The organism is Collinsella sp. AM24-1 (assembly GCF_003470325.1).
Lineage (GTDB): Bacteria > Actinomycetota > Coriobacteriia > Coriobacteriales > Coriobacteriaceae > Collinsella.
Genome location: NZ_QRHM01000004.1, coordinates 66,111 through 84,690 on the forward strand (window position 1 = coordinate 66,111; position 18,580 = coordinate 84,690).

The 18,580-nt window shown below is 60.7% G+C and carries 10 protein-coding genes; 2 read left to right on the top strand and 8 right to left on the bottom strand.

Annotation, left to right across the window (positions count from 1 at the left end; genetic code table 11):
- Positions 1-194: 194 nt before the first annotated feature.
- Positions 195-2,753 carry a bifunctional 23S rRNA (guanine(2069)-N(7))-methyltransferase RlmK/23S rRNA (guanine(2445)-N(2))-methyltransferase RlmL gene (rlmKL, locus tag DW661_RS02565; protein ID WP_118934472.1) on the top strand — a complete coding sequence of 853 codons (2,559 nt, stop codon included), beginning with the start codon at positions 195-197 and terminating at the stop codon, positions 2,751-2,753.
- Positions 2,754-2,847: 94 nt separating this feature from the next.
- Here the strand turns inward: rlmKL and DW661_RS02570 are convergent, their stop codons facing one another.
- The 5 genes from DW661_RS02570 to DW661_RS02585 form a co-directional block, all read right to left on the bottom strand.
- Positions 2,848-3,561, bottom strand: coding sequence for a response regulator (locus DW661_RS02570; RefSeq protein WP_199665671.1), 714 nt, complete (start codon positions 3,559-3,561; stop codon positions 2,848-2,850).
- A gap of 4 nt (positions 3,562-3,565) precedes the next feature.
- The gene (locus DW661_RS02575; protein ID WP_118934474.1) at positions 3,566-5,191 is read right to left on the bottom strand and encodes an ATP-binding protein; all 1,626 of its coding nucleotides are present in this window, start codon (positions 5,189-5,191) and stop codon (positions 3,566-3,568) included.
- A gap of 114 nt (positions 5,192-5,305) precedes the next feature.
- Positions 5,306-5,476 (bottom strand): hypothetical protein, encoded by a 171-nt coding sequence (locus tag DW661_RS10140; RefSeq protein ID WP_156333780.1) that lies wholly within the window; start codon positions 5,474-5,476, stop codon positions 5,306-5,308.
- Between the two features lie 60 nt (positions 5,477-5,536).
- A complete protein-coding gene (locus DW661_RS02580; RefSeq protein WP_118934476.1) occupies positions 5,537-7,564 on the bottom strand; it encodes a KUP/HAK/KT family potassium transporter in 2,028 nt (675 codons plus the stop codon).
- A gap of 159 nt (positions 7,565-7,723) precedes the next feature.
- On the bottom strand, positions 7,724-8,596 hold the full coding sequence (locus tag DW661_RS02585; RefSeq protein ID WP_118934478.1) for a nitroreductase family protein: 873 nt from the start codon (positions 8,594-8,596) through the stop codon (positions 7,724-7,726).
- A 213-nt stretch (positions 8,597-8,809) separates the two neighbouring features.
- Here DW661_RS02585 and DW661_RS02590 point away from each other — a divergent pair, with 213 nt between their 5' ends.
- Positions 8,810-11,110 (top strand): LTA synthase family protein, encoded by a 2,301-nt coding sequence (locus DW661_RS02590; RefSeq protein ID WP_118934480.1) that lies wholly within the window; start codon positions 8,810-8,812, stop codon positions 11,108-11,110.
- 711 nt (positions 11,111-11,821) lie between these two features.
- Here the strand turns inward: DW661_RS02590 and DW661_RS02595 are convergent.
- From DW661_RS02595 to DW661_RS02605, 3 genes are read right to left on the bottom strand one after another with little or no spacing between them, the layout of a single operon-like run.
- The gene (locus DW661_RS02595; RefSeq protein ID WP_117843266.1) at positions 11,822-12,520 is read right to left on the bottom strand and encodes a hypothetical protein; all 699 of its coding nucleotides are present in this window, start codon (positions 12,518-12,520) and stop codon (positions 11,822-11,824) included.
- A gap of 2 nt (positions 12,521-12,522) precedes the next feature.
- Entirely contained in the window at positions 12,523-13,104 is a 582-nt protein-coding gene (locus tag DW661_RS02600; RefSeq protein WP_117640426.1) for a hypothetical protein, read from the bottom strand.
- A 1-nt stretch (position 13,105) separates the two neighbouring features.
- On the bottom strand, positions 13,106-18,550 hold the full coding sequence (locus DW661_RS02605; protein WP_118934481.1) for a hypothetical protein: 5,445 nt from the start codon (positions 18,548-18,550) through the stop codon (positions 13,106-13,108).
- Positions 18,551-18,580 lie beyond the last annotated feature (30 nt).

Here is an 18,580-nt window from a genome sequence, read left to right on the forward strand (position 1 = left end):
GCCATGGATTTGCCCTACGCCCAGCTTTCAGTTCTGTAAGGCGGCGGGAGCCTGTGCGAGGCCCCGAGTCCTGAGGCTGTTGCAATGAAAATGGGAATCAAGGGGCACGCATCAATCATATGGGTTCCTTTCGAGGATAAGGGCAAACGAAGCATCCATCATATAATGGAGCGACGCAATCAGAGAGGTCACCCATGGAATTTTACGCAAGCTGCCCCGAGGGCTTTGAGTCCGCACTCGCCGATGAGCTTAAACACCTCGGGCTTTCGCATGTCCGCCGTCTGAAGGGCCGCGCTACGTTTGAGGGCGAGCTCGAAGAAGGCTACCGCGCCTGTCTGTGGTCGCGCCTGGCCAGCCGCGTGTTTGTGGTGCTTGGGCGCTTTGAGGCGCAGGATGCCGACGAGCTGTACGACAGCGTTTACGACATCGCCTGGGAGACTATCATCCGCCCCGGCGCCACCATCGCCATCACCGCCCGCGGCGTGACCGAGCAGCTGCGCAACACGCGCTTCTCGGCCCTGCGCGCCAAGGACGCGTTGTGCGACCGTCTGGCCGAGACCACGGGCCGTCGCGCCGATGTCGACGCCGCCGACCCCGACGTTCACCTGCTGCTTTCGCTGCGTCAGCGCCGCGCGAGCATCAGCCTGGACCTTTCGGGCGACCCGCTGTTCAAACGCCTGCCGCCCGCAGCGACCCGCGCCGGCGAGGGCGCACACGTGCTGCGCCCCGACTACGCCGCCCTGGTGCTGGCACAGGTCGGCTGGACCGCACTGTGCGAGCGCAAGCTAACGGCCGACGATTACGAGAACGAAGCCCTGCCCACGCTGGTCGATGCCTCGTGCGCCGGCGGCGGCCTGTTACTGGAGGCAGTGAATATTCTGACCGACCGCGCCCCGGGCGCCGCACGCGAGCGCTGGGGCTTTGGGGGCTGGCAGCTGCACGACGCCGCCCTGTGGGAGCAGCTGCTTGCCGAGGCGCGCGAGCGCGAGGCGGCAGCGCGCGAGCGCCAGGCGCGCATCGTCGCCGTGGACATTGACCCCGCCGCCCGCAAGACCGCCGAGCGCATGGTCAAGTGCACCGGTTACAAGCGCTTTGTCGATTTTTGCGCTGCCAAATCTGCCACCGTACTGGACCACGCGGGCGCCGTCGCCGGTGCCGCCGTGGTCGCAGATACGACCGAGACACCGCTTTCGCTTATGCACGACGCCATGACGATGGTCGGCGAGCTGCGCCGTGCGCCCGAGCTCGCCTCGGCACCGGTCGCCGCACTCACCCGCGACGGATTGCTGGCCCGCGCGCTCCACGCTGAGCCCGAGCACTCGATCGCTGTCATGCCCAATAACGAGGAAGCAGCTATCGAGGTTTGGCCCTCGCTCGACCACGCCGCCGCGGCATTTGAAGCTGCGACCAGCGCAGATGCCGAGGAGCAGACCGCAGGCGCTCAAGACAAAGCCGCCAACACCCCCATGCCCGAACCTGCCGCCATGCTCGACCTGGGCGACGGCAAGCCGCTACCCGTGCTCATCCCCGAGTCGGAGCAGTTCGCCAACCGCTTGCGCAAGAACGCCCGCCTGCGTCGCAAGTGGGCCAAGCGCGAGGGCGTTACCTGCTACCGCGTCTACGACGCCGACCTGCCCGATTACTCCGCCGCCATCGATCTGTACGAAGGCTGCCCGCAGACGCCGGGCCGCTGGCTCGTCATCGCCGAATATGCCGCGCCCAAGACCATCGACCCCGCACTGGCCCAGGCCCGCATGCTCGACATCTTGGCCATCGCGCCGCGTATCCTTGATGTTCCGGCCGAGCACGTGCACGCCAAGGCCCGCATGCGTTCGCGCGGCGGCTCGCAGTACGGCAAGCAGGGCGCCGGCAAGGACGGCTCAGGCGAGCGCGCCAACATCGCGCGCCGTCGCCTGCCGCTCATCGAAGAAGGCGGTCTTACCTTTGCCGTCAACTTTGACGATTACCTGGACGTGGGCATCTTCTTGGACCACCGCGTCACGCGCAATCTGGTGCGCGAGCACGCCAAGCAGGCGCGCCGCTTCCTCAACCTGTTCGCTTACACCGGCACCGCTACCTGCTATGCGGCCGACGGCGGCGTCGAGGAAACCGTGACGGTCGACCTCTCCAACACCTATCTGGACTGGGGCGAGCGCAACATGCGTCAGAACGGCTTTGTGGGGCCGCAGCATCACTTTGTGCGCGACGACGTGCTCGCCTGGATTCGCGACCAGCGCCAGACGCGCAACCGCTGGGACCTGATCTTTGTCGATCCGCCCACGTTTTCGAACTCGTCCAAGATGGGCCGCCGCACCTGGGATGTTCAGCGCGACCATGTTGAGCTTTTGGCCGGCGTATCGCGCCTGCTCGCGCAGGGCGGCCATGCCATCTTTAGCTGCAACCTGCGCGGCTTCCGCCCCGAGACGCGCAAGCTCGCACGCGCGGGCGTCGTGCTGGAGGACATTACGGCGCAGACCATCCCCGAGGACTTCGCGCGCAACCAGAAGGTGCACCACTGCTACATCGTGCGCCGCCTGCCCATCGAGGACGCCATGGCCGAAGTCGGCTTTAGCGCCGAGGAGATTGCCGAGCGAACCGAGGAGCTGCGCAACCCCGAGGCCCGCAAGCCTCGCGCGGCAGCACCCGCGCACGCGCAGGCCGGCAACGGCAAGTCCAACTTTGCCGGCAAACCCTCCTCTGCCGGCAAGCCCAAAAAGAAGAAGTTCTACGCCAGCAAGCCCAAGGGCAAATAACAAAGTTGCGGTGGAATACGGACTGTTTTGCCTGGAATTAGGCAGTTTTAGACCGTATTTCACCGCAACTCATATTGGGATGGCGGTTGGCGATCTAGCCTTGGGTGACCAGGCGGTAGCCAATGCCTACGTGCGTTTGGATGTAGCGCGGGTGCGCGGGATCGGACTCGATCTTTTTGCGCAGCGTACCCATAAAGACGCGCAGGCTCGCCAAGTCGCTCTTGGTCGCCGTGCCCCAGATCTCGTGCAAGATAAACTGGTGCGTCAGCACCTTGTCGGCATTATGGGCCAGCAGGCACAAGAGCTTGTACTCGATCGGCGTCAGATGCAGTTCCTCGCCATCCATCGTGGCGATGCCGGCATCAAAATCGATATGCAACTCACCGGTATCGAACGACCCCTCGGAGGCAACGCCGCCCGCCTGCGCATACGAAAGGCGCCTGAGCGTCGTGCGAATGCGCGCGAGCAGCTCCTCGACCGAAAACGGCTTGGTCAGATAGTCGTCGGCGCCAGCATCGAGTGCGCGAATCTTGTCCGCATCCTCGCTGCGCGCCGAGACCACGATAATCGGCATGCCCGACCATGCGCGCACCGACTCCACCACCTTGACGCCGTCCATATCGGGCAGGCCCAGATCGAGCAGCACAATGCTCGGCGCCTGCGACGAGGCGGCGGCGATGGCGGCATGGGCGGTCTCCACGGCCATATGGCGCAAGCCGTGCGCCTCGAGCGCGGCGACAATAAGGTTGCGGACGGCGGGATCGTCCTCAACGACCAAGATAAGCGGTTTCACGGCAGAGTTCGGCACGGCGCTACTCCTTATCAAACGAAACATCGGCGACGGGAAGCTCAATCGTAAAGACCGAGCCGTGCGGGTCCGCCGCGGCAACCTCTATGCTACCGCCATGTGCCAACGCAATGGAGCGGCAGAGCGAAAGACCCAGGCCCACGCTACGGTGGCTGTCGGCCAGACCATGGTTGGCGGTGTAGAACGACTCAAAGATCCGCTCGCGGTCCTCGGGCGCGATGCCCGGCCCGTCATCGGCCACCGAGCACGTCACGTGCCCATCGTCGACGCCAATCGAAATCACGATATGCGAGCCTGCGGGCGTATAGGTGATGCCGTTGTTCACCAGGTTCACCACGAGCTGTACCATCAGACGCGCATCGACGTTGACGAGCGCCGGCTCGTCGCACGGCACCACCTTAAGATCGTGCTCGCGCACGGCCGGACTTACGTGGCGCAGCGCCTCCTCGACGATATCGTCCATGAGCTCGAGCGTGGTCGACAGGCGCATACCGCCACCCTCGAGCTTGGTGATGGCGAGCAGATTCTCGACAGTGGCGTTGAGCCATTGCGCATCCGAGCGAATGGACAGGAGCAGGCCGCGGCGCGTCTGGGCATCGAGCACGGCGGTGCCGGTCGAGCCCTGGTCGAGCAGCACGTCGGCATTACCCGAAATACTGGTGAGCGGCGTGCGCAGGTCGTGCGAGATGGAGCGCAGCAGGTTGGCGCGCAGCTGCTCATTTTTGGCAAGCACCGCCGCCTCCTCGCGGGCCTCCATGGCGCGGGCGCGATCGAGCGCCAGCTCGCCTTCGCTCACGATGGCATCGGCAAGCGTCCGTTCCTCGGGCGTCAGCGCATCGGGCTCGGCGACAATGGCGAACACCCCCACCACCGAGGCGGGATCGCCCGCGCGCACCATGGTGTCGCCCGAGCGCACGGTCAGGTATGTGCCAAAGAACGCCGAGGCGCCATAGGTGGCATCGAGCGGCGTTCCCACATAGGCGGACGCCGAGAGCCGCGGCGGCATCTGCGGCGCCAGCTGGTGTACCGGCGCGGCATCGCCCACGGCCGTGTACGTCGTGCGCGGCAGCAGGTCATCGCCCTCGGCGTCGGCGCCGTACCACACGACCGGACAGTCCGAAAGACGCGCCAGCTGCGTTGCCATAGCGTGCACAATCTGTTGCTGATCGCCACACCGCTGCAGCATGCGGTTGGTCTCGAGCACCATCTGCGTGCGACGGTCGCTGGCGGCAGCCTGCGCCAAGGCGCGGCGCAGGGCCAGCGCGATCGAGCTCGATACGAGCGAGACCGCAAACATGATAAAGAACATGCCGGGATAGACGCGGTCGATAAACGACAGCGCGTAGCGCGGGTCGACAAACAAGAAGTTGTAGAGCGCCACGGCGGCAGCCGAGCTCAGCAGGCAGTACAGGCGGCTCCAGGTAAAGAAAGCGCACAGCTGCACGGCGAACACATAGACGATCATGATGCTCGGCGCGAGCCCCGGATGGTCGAGCAGCGCGCCCACAATCGTCGCCGCGGCTAGCAGCCCCGCCGATACGCAGGCGTCATACAGAGGGCTGCGACGCGTCAGCGTTGTACGCCGCCACCAAAAGTTCTCGGCAATATCGCCGTCCGCACGGACGTCCATCAGCGCCCCGCCCCTCTCTCAAAAACAAAAACCACCACAAAGGGGACTGGCACCTTTGCGGTGGTGGCCTCCTTGTGGTGGTTCCAAGTGTATAGCCTTTACAGCCTGCGGTCGTTAGACAAACAGCACGTGCGCGAGCAGGGCGCACACGCACACCGCTCCAAATACCAATGCCACGATCGAAATCACGCGATCGACCATGTCCATGTTGGCCCGATTCGTAAAGAACCGATCTTCGGCGGCGTCGACGCGCGCCTCACGGACGTCAAGTGTCCTTGCATCCATGTTTACCTCCCCGGCTTTAGTTTTGCTCATCGATAACCAACTCCGTGTAGTCTCCGTCGGCTACGGGCGCTCGTTGGGGGCAAGGCGCTGCATCTTGCTCACGGCCTTAAACTTGGTGAACAGCGGCACGTACTCAAAGCTCACGTTGGAGTTCTCCAGGCCGTACCAGCGCGCGGGCGTGCCGGCGGCGCGGCGGATGATGTACTTGAGCGTGATGGCCGTGCGCTCGCTCGGCTCCACGTCGCTTTCGGGCGCCAGCAGCTTGCGGATCATGACGAACTTGAACGTGCCAATGTTGCCCGGATCCTTATAGACCGAGTAGTCGTGCGTCTGCGACGGCAGCTCGCCGGTGGCAGCCAGGTCCTGAACAACTTGGCGCAGGTAGGCGTTGACGCGTTGGTTAATCTTGTAGCCCAGGTACAGATGCACGCGGAAAACATAGTCGGTGCCGAACGTCTCGACCGAATAGGCAAAGGTATGCGGCTCGTCCATGGTCTCGACGTTCACGAACCACCAGGCGCGAGCGCGCTTGGGATGCTTGTCCAAGATCGAGTAGACGATATCACGGTCGATGTAGTCGGTATGGGTGTCCTTGGTCAGGTACACGATGTTGTCGCTCATGCGCTCGTAACGGTCGTCGTCGCGCAGGCGCTTGAGCTGCGGCAGATAGCTGCGCAGCGGCAGCAGCGTAAACTGGCGCTGTTCGACCGCCGTGCCGTTGTACCAGCACACCATAATGCCCATGATGAGTGCAGCCATGAGGATGGTGAAGTAGCCGCCGTGGAAGAACTTGGTGAGTGAGCTCACGAAGAAGAAGCCTTCGAGCAAAAGGAAGAAGGCCGCGAAGATCCACGGAGCAACCTTGAGCTTGCGCTCCTCGTGCAGGTAGAAGAAGAGCAGCAGCGTGGTGCACATCATAGTCAGCGTAATGGCAAGGCCGTAGGCGGCTTCCATATGAGCCGAGTTCTGGAACAGCAGCACCACGATGACGCAGCCGACAAGCATGACGTTGTTGACCATGGGGATGTAGAGCTGGCCTTTGGTCTCGGCCGGATAGAAGACCTGCATGTGCGGCATGAGGTCCAGGCGACTGGCCTCGGACACCAGCGAGAACGCGCCGGTAATGAGCGCCTGCGAGGCAATGATGGCCGCGATGGTTGAAAGGCCGACGGCAAACGGACGCAGGCCCGGGGCGAGCATCTGGTAGAACGGGTTAAGGTCGGCAATGCCCATGAGCTCGGGGTTGGCAGCGTTGTTCATAAGCCAAGCGCCCTGGCCCATATAGGACAGCAGCAAGCAGCACTTAACGAACGGCCAGGTGGCGTAAATGTTGCCGCGACCCACATGGCCCATGTCGGAGTAGAGCGCCTCGGCACCGGTGGTGGCGAGGAAGCAGCTGCCCAGAATCATGATGCCCGCGTGGTTGTTGGGGCTCAGCAAAAAGGCGATGCCGCGCACCGGGTTGAGGCACAGCAGCACGGCGGGGTGCTGGAAGACAAAGAACAGACCCGTGCCGCCCAGGAACAGGAACCACAGCGTCATGATGGGGCCAAAGGCGTGACCGATCTTGGCCGTGCCGATGCGCTGCACCAAGAAGAGCGCAATGATGATGGCGAGCGTGATGGCGACAACGCGGCCCTGGTCATCCCCGAGCACGGCGTGAACCGCAGGGATGGTGCGCAGGCCCTCGATGGCCGTGGTAACGGTAACAGCCGGCGTCAGGATGCCGTCGGCGAGCAGCGCGGCGCCACCCAGCATGGCGGGGATGATAAGCCACTTGCCGCAACGCTTGACCAGGCTGTACAGGGCAAAGATACCGCCCTCGCCGTGGTTGTCGGCGCGCAGCGAGATCAGCACGTACTTGACGGTCGTCAGCAGCGTGACCGTCCACACGACAAGAGAGAGCGCGCCGAGCACGAACTCCTCCGTCACGCTTCCGATGCCGCCGTTGCCGGCAACGAGCGCCTTGGTTACATACATAGGGCTGGTGCCGATGTCGCCGTACACCACGCCCAGCGTGACGAGCATCGCCGAGATGCTCACAGGAATCGCAGCGTGCGAGGCTACTTCCTTTGCCTTTTGTTCCATAAGCCGGTTTCCTCCCAATTTTAACGTTCGACGGGATTATATGTAATCAGCACATATTTTAATGGCACCGTTTTCCCAGCTAGATAAACATTTATGCGGCCTTTAGGCCACCGCGGCGATATGGAATGTGACAAAGGGACGCCCCCTTTGCCACATTCGTCATTTTCCGAGCCAGTTTTTGAACCACCACTCCATGGAGCGACTCATCTCGGCCATAAAGGGACTGGTGTGTTTGCGGGTGTAGATATCCACCACGCGCTCCCCCACCTCGCGGGCATGCGGGCGAAACATCGCGTCCATCTCGGCCACCTGCGCGTCCATGGTCGCGGCATCCGCGCGGCAGTAGCGCTCCTCGTGCACCAGGTTCACCACGGGGTGCGCGATTGCCGGGCGCTCCTTACGGGGCGTGCCGATGATGAGCATCGACAGCGGCATGGTATAGGGCGGCAGATCGAGCAGCTCGGCAACTTCCTCGGCATTCTCGACGATATCACCGATGTAGCAGCTCCCCAGCCCCAGGGCCTCGGCGGCAACCACGGCGTTTTGTGCAGCGATCACGGCGTCCTGGGCCGCGATGGCAAAGTCGCCCAAACCCGGCGCGCGGCGGGGCGCCTTGCCCGTGCGCTCGACAAACTCGGGCTCAAAGCAGCCCACGTGCTCAAACAGATCGATCCACTTGGCATAATCGACCACAAATATAAGTGCCCAGGGCGCCTTGGCGATCATGGGCTGGTGATCGCACAGGTCGGCCAGACGGTCCAGCGTAGCCTGCTCGCGAATACTCACGATGGAATACATCATCATGGCGCCCGCCGACGGTGCGCGACTCGCCGCATGCAAAACCGCCGCCCGCTGCTCGTCGGTCACCGCCACGGGACGGTCGTCGTCATCGCGCGCAAAAGCGCGCGTGGACGAACGGTGCTCCAAAATGTCCAGTACCGCGTTGCCCGTAGTCTCGACCGGATAGCCGTACGTATCCACGCCCGCAGCTCCGTCGCCGCCCATGTCCGCCTCGCAAACCTGCTCGCTCATCGCCCTACCCTCGCCATTTCTTTAAGAAGCCTTTACGTTTCCGTGTAATTCCCGTCCATTATCGCGCAGGTCGCCACTACATTGCGTCACACCGCCACACGCGCGCGTTAATATGGCTGGTTGTTGTGCGCAGCCACCAATCGCTGCGCATATCTTGGTAACAATCGGGTAAATCCCCGCTTTCGTAGGTTTTAGTTTGTGAGGAGTCTCAGCATGTTCGCTGCCGCCATCTCGCTCGTCGGTCTTGCGGCGACCGTCTACCTTGTCTTGCGCGAGGCCAAGGCCATTTGCGCACAGTCGGGCACCGTCGCCAAAGGCGCCATCGCCTGGAGTGTCGCCTTCGGCCTGTTCCAGCTCTTTTTGACCATTTGGGGCGCCATTGGCCTCGTCGCTCAAAACGAGCCGCTCGCCTTTGTGATGCTCATCCTGACCAACGCCATTCTCACCGGATGCGCTTGGGCCAGCATCGCCCGCGACCGCATCGCACCGCGCGTCTTTGCGTTCGCTGCCACCGATGCGCCCGCCCCCACTGGCAAGCTCGCCCGCCTGCGCGGCGCCTTTGTGGGTAAACCGCTCGTCGCCGCCGTCCTGTGCCTGCTGCTCGCCGGCGTCTTTGCGCTGCTTGGCATGGAGGTCTCATCCAACCACGACTTTACCTGGGTCTACCCCCTGTGCATCCTGCTCGAGTGGGCCATCATCACCGTGCTCATGGTCGGCCTATTCTTCCTATTCCAGCGCCACGGCGCAGCTCCCGCGGTCCTGACCTTTGCCCTCTTTGTCCTGGGCATTGCCGAGTTCTTCGTCATCACGTTTAAATCCATGCCCATCCAGCCGGGCGACCTTTCGGCCATCTCCACCGCCGCCGCGGTCGCCGGCACCGGCTACACCTTCTCCATCTCGCTGTTCTGCGTGCTGTCCATGGGCTTTACCGCCATCGCCATGCTGCTATGCGAGTACGCCGGCCTGGTGGCACCGCACCGTCAGAAGGGTGCCGCCAACGCCAAGCGCATGCTGCTCACCAACCTGCTCGTGGCGGTGCTGTGCCTGGGTGGCGTGACTGCGCATGTCACGCTCATCGACTACTACAACACCCTCGGCATCACCGTCTACACCTGGCGCCCGCTCGAGAGCTACTGGCGCGAGGGCTACCTGCCCGCCTTTATTAGTGCAGCGCAATCCATTAAGCCGCCCAAACCCGCCGACTACTCCGTCGATGACGCCAAGGCCACGCTCAAAAAGTACGCCAAGGCCTATGACAAGTCCGACGCCGCCAAGAGTGACGAGCGCACCGCCGCAAAGGAGCAGTTCGACAGCGAGAAGCCGACGGTCATCGCCATCATGAACGAGACCTTCTCGGACCTGTCCATCTACCAGAACATGCGCGCCGGCTACGAGGGCCCGCAGTACTTTAAGAACCTGTCCAACTGCCTCAGCCGCGGCAAGCTCTACGTGAGCGCCTACGGCGGCGGCACGGCCAATACCGAGTTTGAGTTTATGACCGGCAACTCCATGGCCAACCTGGGCGCAGGCGTGTACCCCTACACCATCTACAACATGGAGACGACCGGGAACCTGGCAGAGCAGTTCAAATCGCTCGGCTATTCCACCACGGCCATGCACCCCAACCACGCCACCAACTGGAACCGCGAGAACGTCTACAAGGACTTTGGCTTTGACCAGTTCCTGTCCATCAACGACTTCCAGGGAGCCGACACCCTGCGCGGCATGGTGACCGACCAGGCTACTTACGACAAGATTCTTGAGCTGCTCGACCAGAATGCCGATCCGCAGTTTATCTTCGACGTAACCATGCAGAACCACTCGGGCTACGACACGGGCCTGCTGCCGGTCGACAAGCAGATGCACCTGAACATCGACACGACCGATCTGGATGCCAAGACCATCGAGGACGGTACGCCCTCCGATGTCGACGAGTACGTCTCGTGCATCGAGCAGTCCGACCAGGCGCTGCGTTACTTCCTCAACGCCCTGAGCAAGCTCGACCGTAAGGTGGTCGTGGTGTTCTGGGGCGACCACCAGCCGTTCTTCCCGTCCAAGTTCAACGATAAGTGGTTTACCGACGAGGACGACGCCACCCACCAGGAACGCCTGTGGCAGACCGACTACATCATCTGGGCCAACTACGACGTTGCCGGTTGCAACCAGACGAGTGAGGGCGACGACCTGTCCACCAACTATCTGTCCACGCAGCTGATGCAGCTGATCGGCGCACCGCTGACCGACTATCAGAAGGCGCACATGACGCTGCGCGAGTCGCTGCCCGCCATCAATTCCGTGGGCTACGAGGACGCCAGCCTGCGCTGGGCGCTCTCCTCCAACGTCACCGGTGACGACGACGCCGCCGCTGCCGCAACCAAGGCGCGCGAGGATTACGCGAAGATGCAGTACTACGAGATGTTCCGCGACGGCAAGAACGTCTATACGGAGCACTTCCAGACCGAAGCCAACGAGACCGACCCCAACCTGGCGCCGGGCACGACCAAGATTAAGTAGCTGCTAGCTGCTGAGCCACAACTGAAACGTCTGTCCAGGCGGAGGCATATAAGGTTCCCTGCTCGGACAGTCCTGCGCAAGACGAAGGCCACGTTATGTGGCCTTCTTTGTTTGCGGAACTCGCGATGAACCTTATTTGCCTCCGCCCGGACAGACGCCTTGTTGTTGGAGCGCGGCTTGTCATCGGGGTATCCGCTGAACATATATAAGTTGAAGGCCACATTAAGTGGCCTTCTTTGTATTCGGAAAGTGTGTCCCGGAATCTGCCTTCGGAATGGGACGCAGTTTCCGCTTGAGGGCCTGTTGGGAAAGCGCATCCCACTTCAAGAGTAAATTCCGGGTCGCACTTTCCGCTAAGGCTCTCAACCGGAAAGTGCATCCCATTCCAAGCCTTAATTCCGGGACATAGTTTCCGGACAAGACATCAACCGGAAAGTGGGGACCACTCTGAGCGCCGATTCTGGGACACACTTTCCGAAACACCGCCCATCCGGAAAGCCCGTCCCGCTCTGAATACATCCGGGCATGGAATATCCGCTTATTAGGCCTTTCGTCAATAAAGGGGCGCCCTCCCGAGCGGCGGGCTCGAAGTTCATCGCGAGTTCCGCACGCAAAGAAGGCCACTTAATGTGGCCTTCGTCTTGCGCAGGACTGTAGAGCAGGGAACTTCGTGCCCGCCGCCCGGGAGGGCGTTGCGTTTAGAAGATGAACCTAGCGCTTATCCCTCCGGGACAAAAGAAGTGCGGCTATAAATGCGATGATTGCAAGTGTCAGCAACACCAAAAGCAACGTGAGCGTGTTGTCGCCCGTTGCCGCCAGACCAAGCAAGCCGAGCTTCTTGCTGTCAGCAGACTGCACGGGAATCTTCTCGCCATCGTCCTCGGCGGTAATCTCCCAGCGAATGGTCTTGTTTGCGTCGGCAACCTCGTTGCCCACCGATGTCGGAACGTTTAACTGCAAATTAAGCACCGTGCTGCCATCGCTCGTAAACGTGGCGATTTGCGTGGGATAAGCGAACGCGCTGCCCGGTGTTCCTGTCTGGAGCCAACCTGCAGAGCCATCGCCCGCCGACGCCGTTAGGGTAATGGGCGACAGCAGGCGTGCCGTCTCGTGATCGACAACGGCACGCACAAACACGCGCACCTGGGACTTTACGCCCGTGGCACGAATCTCTATCTGCTGATCACGCACATCGCCAGGCATCAGATCTTTAAAGGCCAAAAACAGATCGGGCTCCCCCGAGGAGTCCGTCGCCCCCGAGACCGTCAGCTGACGCGCATTTCCGTCATAGGCTATCGCGGGAGTATCGGCAAACGCACGGGCGGGAACAGCGAGCGCGACCACGCAGAAAATGGCCGCGACCATGCAACGCAAGGAGCGCGCAACACCTTTACGAATCGGGAACGCCATACTTACGCACCTCCATGCGGCGGCACCAGCACGTCATTCTCGACCGAGCAACCCCATGCGTCGTGCACGGCCTCATCGGGCGTCGCCTGGACCGCCTGAGTGGAGATATCCACGACAAGATTGCGACCTTCGGTTGCCTTGAGCTCGGTAACCCTATTAATGAGCACGCCGGTTTCCGCGCCGGGAGCGACGGGCGACGTCCAGTAATAGAACCCGTCGCTCGCCTTAACCCAGTTATAAGCCGAGTTCGCGCCCGAGGCATCAGCCACGCTCCACGCAATCTCGTAATCCGCCTCACCCTTCGGCTCCTCCTTCGGCTCATCCCACAGGCGTGCGCCATCCTGGTCCTGCCAGTAGATATCCACTGCAGCACGAATATAGGCGGGCGCGGTACCCGTGTTCTTCGCCTTGACATCGCTTTTCACTTTGCCGTTGAGCGTTTCCTGAACCGATGGCGTCACCGACCCGATGCCGAACTGGTTGACCAGCACGCCCGTAACCGAAAGCCAGGCCAACGTGCCTGCCGTACCGGCCAGGAGGATAACCCCCACCAGCAAGGCGATGATGCGCTTGCGCTTGGACATGCTAATCCTCCTTCTTTGCTACGTTGCCGTTGCTCCAAACGTTATGGGCACGATTGCTGCCGTCGATCCATTTGTCGTTCACACGCGTGTTCGTGCAGGTGAACGTGGCATCGTTCGCGCTCGATGCAGCGGAGATAGTCGCCTGCGCCTTATCGCCCGGCTGCTTGCCAGGGACGCCGATTTGGTTGCTGTAGCGCCATGCCCACGCTGAGTCCTCCTCGACGGTGTAGATACCCGCCGGGACCGCAAGCTCGATAGCGCCGGAGTACCAGGCGGAACCGTCCTTCAGCTGCGCATCCGATGACACCGTTACCTCAACCGTGCGCTCCTCCAAGGCGTTGCCGTCCATGCCGGCCCGGGAAACCTTGAAGCGGAACGTCTTGCCCTTCGCCCAGCTATCCTGGGTTTGCTTGACGATCTTGAGCGTATGCGTAGCGGCGAAATCGAACACCGCATTGCCATCGCTCTGAGTGCCGTCGCCCGTGAGCTTGTAGTCCAAACGATTCGTCAGCTCAAACGAGCCCTCGCCTGAACCCGAACTGTAAAGCGAGACATACTTCCCGTTGACAGGCGCAGGAGTCTGGCCAGGAAGACCATAGCCCACGCGGTCAACGTGCACCGTCAGTTGCGTGCCCATGAAGGGCTTTGCAAAGCAAGCCTTGAACGGCGCCTTATCGCTCTTGTCATCTATCGTGTTCGCGGCATTGGGATCAAGCAACCACTTGAGCTGCCCGGTCACATTCTTAGGGCTCGCATCGTCCGATGTGTCGTTAGCGACGACCTTATACGTCACCGGATACAAATCCATGTTGGCTGTAACCGGTTTACCCTTGAAGTCGCTCCACGCCACAGCTTTGTCGCCATTAACCCACTGCCACTCCAAGAACAACTCCTTCAAGCTGCTATCCGCTCGCTCGCCCAGGAATGCGACGATTGCGGAGTAGGCTTCGGGATCGTAGGCCACTTCCTTTGGCTCCATGACGGGTTCACCCTTGTCGTCATAGACCGGGTTGCCGTTCTCGTACATCTTGGGCACCTTAACTGTCTGAACAAAGCCGGCATTGCCATCCTGGCCACGCAGAACACTCGTATCGTTCGGGTCTACCGTAGCGGTGTAGATGACGTTGCCTTCGGTGTCGTGATAGCGCACTTTAAGCGGCGTCTTCTTGTACACCGCAGTGTAGGTCACGCTCTCAAAGGGCTCGCTGCCCTCGAGGGGATACTTCTCATCGTCAGTCATCAGGGTGTACTGCCCGTCATTGACATAATCGCGCGACCAGCCGACAAAGTCGTACTTGGTGCCGTCAATGCCCACAACCTCCTTGACAGCCTTGACCTCAAGAGAGATCTGGTCGCCGGAATCAGTACGGCCGAGACCGCGGACAAGAGCAGGATTCGCGAGATTTAAGTCGATGTTCGATTGAACGGTAACCAGGCTGGGACGGTAGACCGGGTACAGCTCCATGGGGGCCCTGACCACGGTAGAAGCACTCACCATGCGGATACCCTCCGACCAAGCGACATAGCCCTTGACAGGTGCCGGCTTGGCTTCCGTCCAGCCCACGAAGGCGTTGAACGCACCTCCTGTATCCCTATCGATAGCGCTGACGTCATAAGTGGGCTTCGGGATGCCGCCATCAAGGTTGCCGAGCATATCGCCTTGCTGAGCAACTTTGCCGTCAACATCTTTGGCATTGAGATGGTACACGACCGCCAACGGCGAATAGTACGCCACAAATGTATAGGCCCCGCCGGGTTCCACCTGATGGGAATACGAGTTATCGCCGTTAGGTTCGATCTCTTCAACTTCGCCATTCGGAAGCTCGATCTCAACCTTCTGCAACTTATACAGCTCACCGCCTGCTTTATAAACCGGAGTCGTGACGTCAGGGGTCACCGTTGCCGTAGCAGGGTCGGTGCCCGCGTTGATAACGGGATCGATGTCGTACCTAGGCACATTAACCTTGTCCGTGCCCTTAAAACCGGCGCGATACAGGTTGGTGGTGTACCTAACATCGTACTTCGCGTACACCGGATAGGCATCCTGCCACTGGGTGACCTTAAAATCTGGTTTCACCAGATACGGTTCGGCCTTATCCGGGTCAGAAGTGGTGAAGGAATCGCCCTCGACATCGTAGATATACTTCCAGACGTCAGAATCCCTCTGGACCTCGGCGGTCGAAATCCAGCCCAGGAACTTATAGCCCGGCACGGCCATGTCGGCATCGGTCGGGGAAGCTTCGAGGGTCAGGGGGCTCTCATACGATCCCTTCTCACCATCTTCTGGCTTTTCGGCCACTTTAACCGACTTATTAACATGCGGGTAGTAATACGTGAACGTCGGATCCGCCCCGTTCACCTTGGTCTGCAGCAAGTTACTCTCATAGCGCCGCGTGGCAGTCCTCACGACATTATCGCCCTTGTTGTAGAAATTAACGTCCGTGGTAATCATCGCGCGAACGTAGTACTTCTTATCTGTACGCACCATGCTCTCGATGGGATTTTTCACATATGTCCAATATTCACCATCGCGCTCAAGCGTCCAGAAATTCAGGCGATAGCGATCATTCACCGGTTTGACCGTTACGTTCAGCGAAGCCGAAGTCCAAGTATCGCTTAGCGTTGCAGCGCCTGGAAAATCGGTATCGGCATAGAGGTTTTTTAGAGTATCGGCTCCCGTATCGTTTTTAACGTTGTGCGAGTACGCGTTAAGGGGACTCACGACAAGGGTTTCCTTCGTGAAGCGCGTGCCACACGTTTCATAACTATCCTTTATACCGTGGTCAACATGCTCCGGGCCCCAGTGGACGACGTTTTCACGCACGAAGGTACTACCGACGTTTTCCTCAAAGGGCGTTTGATAGCGATTCCAAACGGAACAAAGTAGCTTGCTGTCCGTAAACTCATGGTTGGTATAAGCCCGAACGTAATAATCCACTCGGTACTCAAAGCGGGCGATGTAGGTATGCGGCGCGGTTAAATCGACATCGGCGGGGAGCGTATAGCTGGGGTCGCGGCTTACGCGCACCTCGAGCGGGGCATCCTCGGTTCCCTTGTTTTCATACCAACCCAGGAAACGATAGCCGTCGGGCAGCTGGCCCTCCTCGGATATAGCTTTACCGGATACGTCGAGCACCTGTACGGTATACGCGCTTGTGCCATCTTCTGCAGTCTCAACCTTAACGTCAGTTTTGCCCACACCGTCGCGCCGAGTCTGATCGTCGGTTGCATCCTGCTCATTGCCCTCAAACACCGTCATGATGTTCGACACATAGTCGGTGTACACCGGATAAAAATCGGTAGGGCCAAGCACAGTGATCTCGGTGCCGGCAGGATAGAACGCACCGGCGTTTTTTAACTCGGCAAGCTCAGGCGAGGTGATGGCCGCGTAACCGCCATGCATCCCGGCCTCGCCACTCGGCTGCGTCGTCCAACCGATAAAGGTGGCGCTGGCAGAAAGAGTGCCGCGGTCCGCAGGGGCAGCCGGCGTTAAACCGACGCCATAGCGGTACCAGTCCGTCGACTTGTCGTGCTCCTCGCCGCTCTGCCACGCGAGCGTCTCGCCCTTGACGTTATAGAACAGTACCTGCGCCTCGTACGAAGCAATAAACAGGTCGTTGCCCTTAAAGGCCTCGGCCCCCTTCGCGTTATCGGCGGTATAGCTCGACGTTATCTCGTGCGCTTCGTTCTTCTGGACCTGCTTGCCAGCCTTAACGGCATCGGCATCGGTCTTGCCGTTAAACCAGGCGTTATCGGCATCGATACGGTTCACATTGACTCCGGGCTCACGGAACCAGCCCATAAAGCGGTAGCCGCCGTTGGCCTCGGTCAAACCCTCTGGCTTTGCGGAGGTATCCTGCTTAAACGTTACCGATGTATCGCCCTGGGCCAGGCCTTGGGCCGTTCCCGCCAGCACGGCGCTCACGGCAAAGGCGTACGGATCCGAGGTCGCCTGGTCTTTGCCAAGTTTGGTCTTCTCGATTGTCGCGGTGCCCGCACCGGGAAAATCGATCGTCGCCTTAACGCTTTGGCCATGCACGGGGATATTCAGCTTGTAATCCATCGCCCACTCATTGGTGTGCTGGCCACCCAGGGCATCGTCGTTGGCGGTCGAGCGCATGGTGCGGGCACAGAAGTCGTAGTCGTGCTCTTCCCATAGCTCACGCGTGATGTAGCGCTCGTCGTCCCACGGGCCATAGCCGTCGCCCTTAGTGGTACCGTCGCCGCCAAACGCGGGGATTTTCTTTTTAGCGGGATTGCCCTGGCTATTGCCATTCAAGCTCACGCTCGGTTTAAAGTAGCACTCGGTGACCGTGGCATCATCCCTGTTGGCACGCGCGGCAATGCCGCCCAGGTTCACATCGTTTTGAATGATGGGGATCACGGCGATGGGATTGTACTGGCGCGAACTCAAATCGCCCGCAAAATGGCTGCGGACGAGCTCGTTGCCCTCGGCGGTCAAAATTCGGCCCGCCAGGCCGCCTGTCCACGCACGCGTCACGGCGACGACGCCCACATATGACGCGGCATAGCTGTAGCACTGCGCCGTCGAGAAGCAGTCGATAATCTTGGCCTCGCCCGCCATGCAGCCCACAAAACCCGAGGCGTACACGTTGTTGCCGCCCAGGGCGCCAATTGCCACGTCGTACTTATTGGTGACGTCGGTCATGCCCTTCTCGGCAATCGAGCCGTCGTCCTTACGCGTCGGCGTCACGCGGCAGTACTCGATAGTCGAGTTCTTAACGTAGCCGGCAAACGCCGCCATATACAGACCCTCACCGCCGAGCGCCTGCACGCCCGAGGTCGCGTTGTTGACGGCACGGCCGCCACGGACCTCGCAGTTGTAGAGGGTGCAGCCGTCGAGCTCGCCGGCGATGAGACCGCCCTCAAAACCTGCGTTGGTAATGAGGTTGAGAGCATTGTTGGCGCAGGTCACGTGCAGCGTGCTCTCCATGACCATAACGTTTTCGAAGCGCGTTTTGACGGCCTTGCCCACGATAATGCCACCGCGGAAGTCCGCCCACACGTTGGCGTCCTTGACCAGGAAGTTTTTGATGGTGGCACCGTTGGTCTCGGCAAAAAATCCCGTATCGCGCTCGGGGTCAAAAGCGTCTTTATCGTAGCTCAGGCCCTCAACGGTGTGGTTTTGACCATCGAACACGCCCTTAAACGGATGCTCCTTGTTGCCAAACGACAGATGCTTAACGGTGTGCGAGACAATGGTCTTCATGTCGTCATCATTAAGCACGATATCGTTATCGAGATAAACGCGCCAGCCGGACGTATCGCGCTCACGCGAAAGCGCCACGTACACCAAAAAGTCGTTCGCGTTTTTGATGTGGTATTCGTTTGTGTTCTCGGGCACGTCCTCGGCATGCACCACCGTTGGCAGCGCCATAACGCAGCAAAGGGCAATCGCTGCGACGGCAACCAGCCTGCTAAGCATGCCCCGGTTTATGTTCCTGATCTTCATAGG

Bases quoted from the DNA above. Each gene is read 5' to 3' on its own strand.
- rlmKL (WP_118934472.1), top strand. From the start codon at position 195: ATGGAATTTTACGCAAGCTGCCCCGAGGGCTTTGAGTCCGCACTCGCC.
- DW661_RS02575 (WP_118934474.1), bottom strand. From the start codon at position 5,191: ATGGACGTCCGTGCGGACGGCGATATTGCCGAGAACTTTTGGTGGCGG.
- DW661_RS10140 (WP_156333780.1), bottom strand. From the start codon at position 5,476: ATGGATGCAAGGACACTTGACGTCCGTGAGGCGCGCGTCGACGCCGCC.
- DW661_RS02580 (WP_118934476.1), bottom strand. From the start codon at position 7,564: ATGGAACAAAAGGCAAAGGAAGTAGCCTCGCACGCTGCGATTCCTGTG.
- DW661_RS02585 (WP_118934478.1), bottom strand. From the start codon at position 8,596: ATGAGCGAGCAGGTTTGCGAGGCGGACATGGGCGGCGACGGAGCTGCG.
- DW661_RS02590 (WP_118934480.1), top strand. From the start codon at position 8,810: ATGTTCGCTGCCGCCATCTCGCTCGTCGGTCTTGCGGCGACCGTCTAC.
- DW661_RS02595 (WP_117843266.1), bottom strand. From the start codon at position 12,520: ATGGCGTTCCCGATTCGTAAAGGTGTTGCGCGCTCCTTGCGTTGCATG.
- DW661_RS02600 (WP_117640426.1), bottom strand. From the start codon at position 13,104: ATGTCCAAGCGCAAGCGCATCATCGCCTTGCTGGTGGGGGTTATCCTC.
- DW661_RS02605 (WP_118934481.1), bottom strand. From the start codon at position 18,550: ATGCTTAGCAGGCTGGTTGCCGTCGCAGCGATTGCCCTTTGCTGCGTT.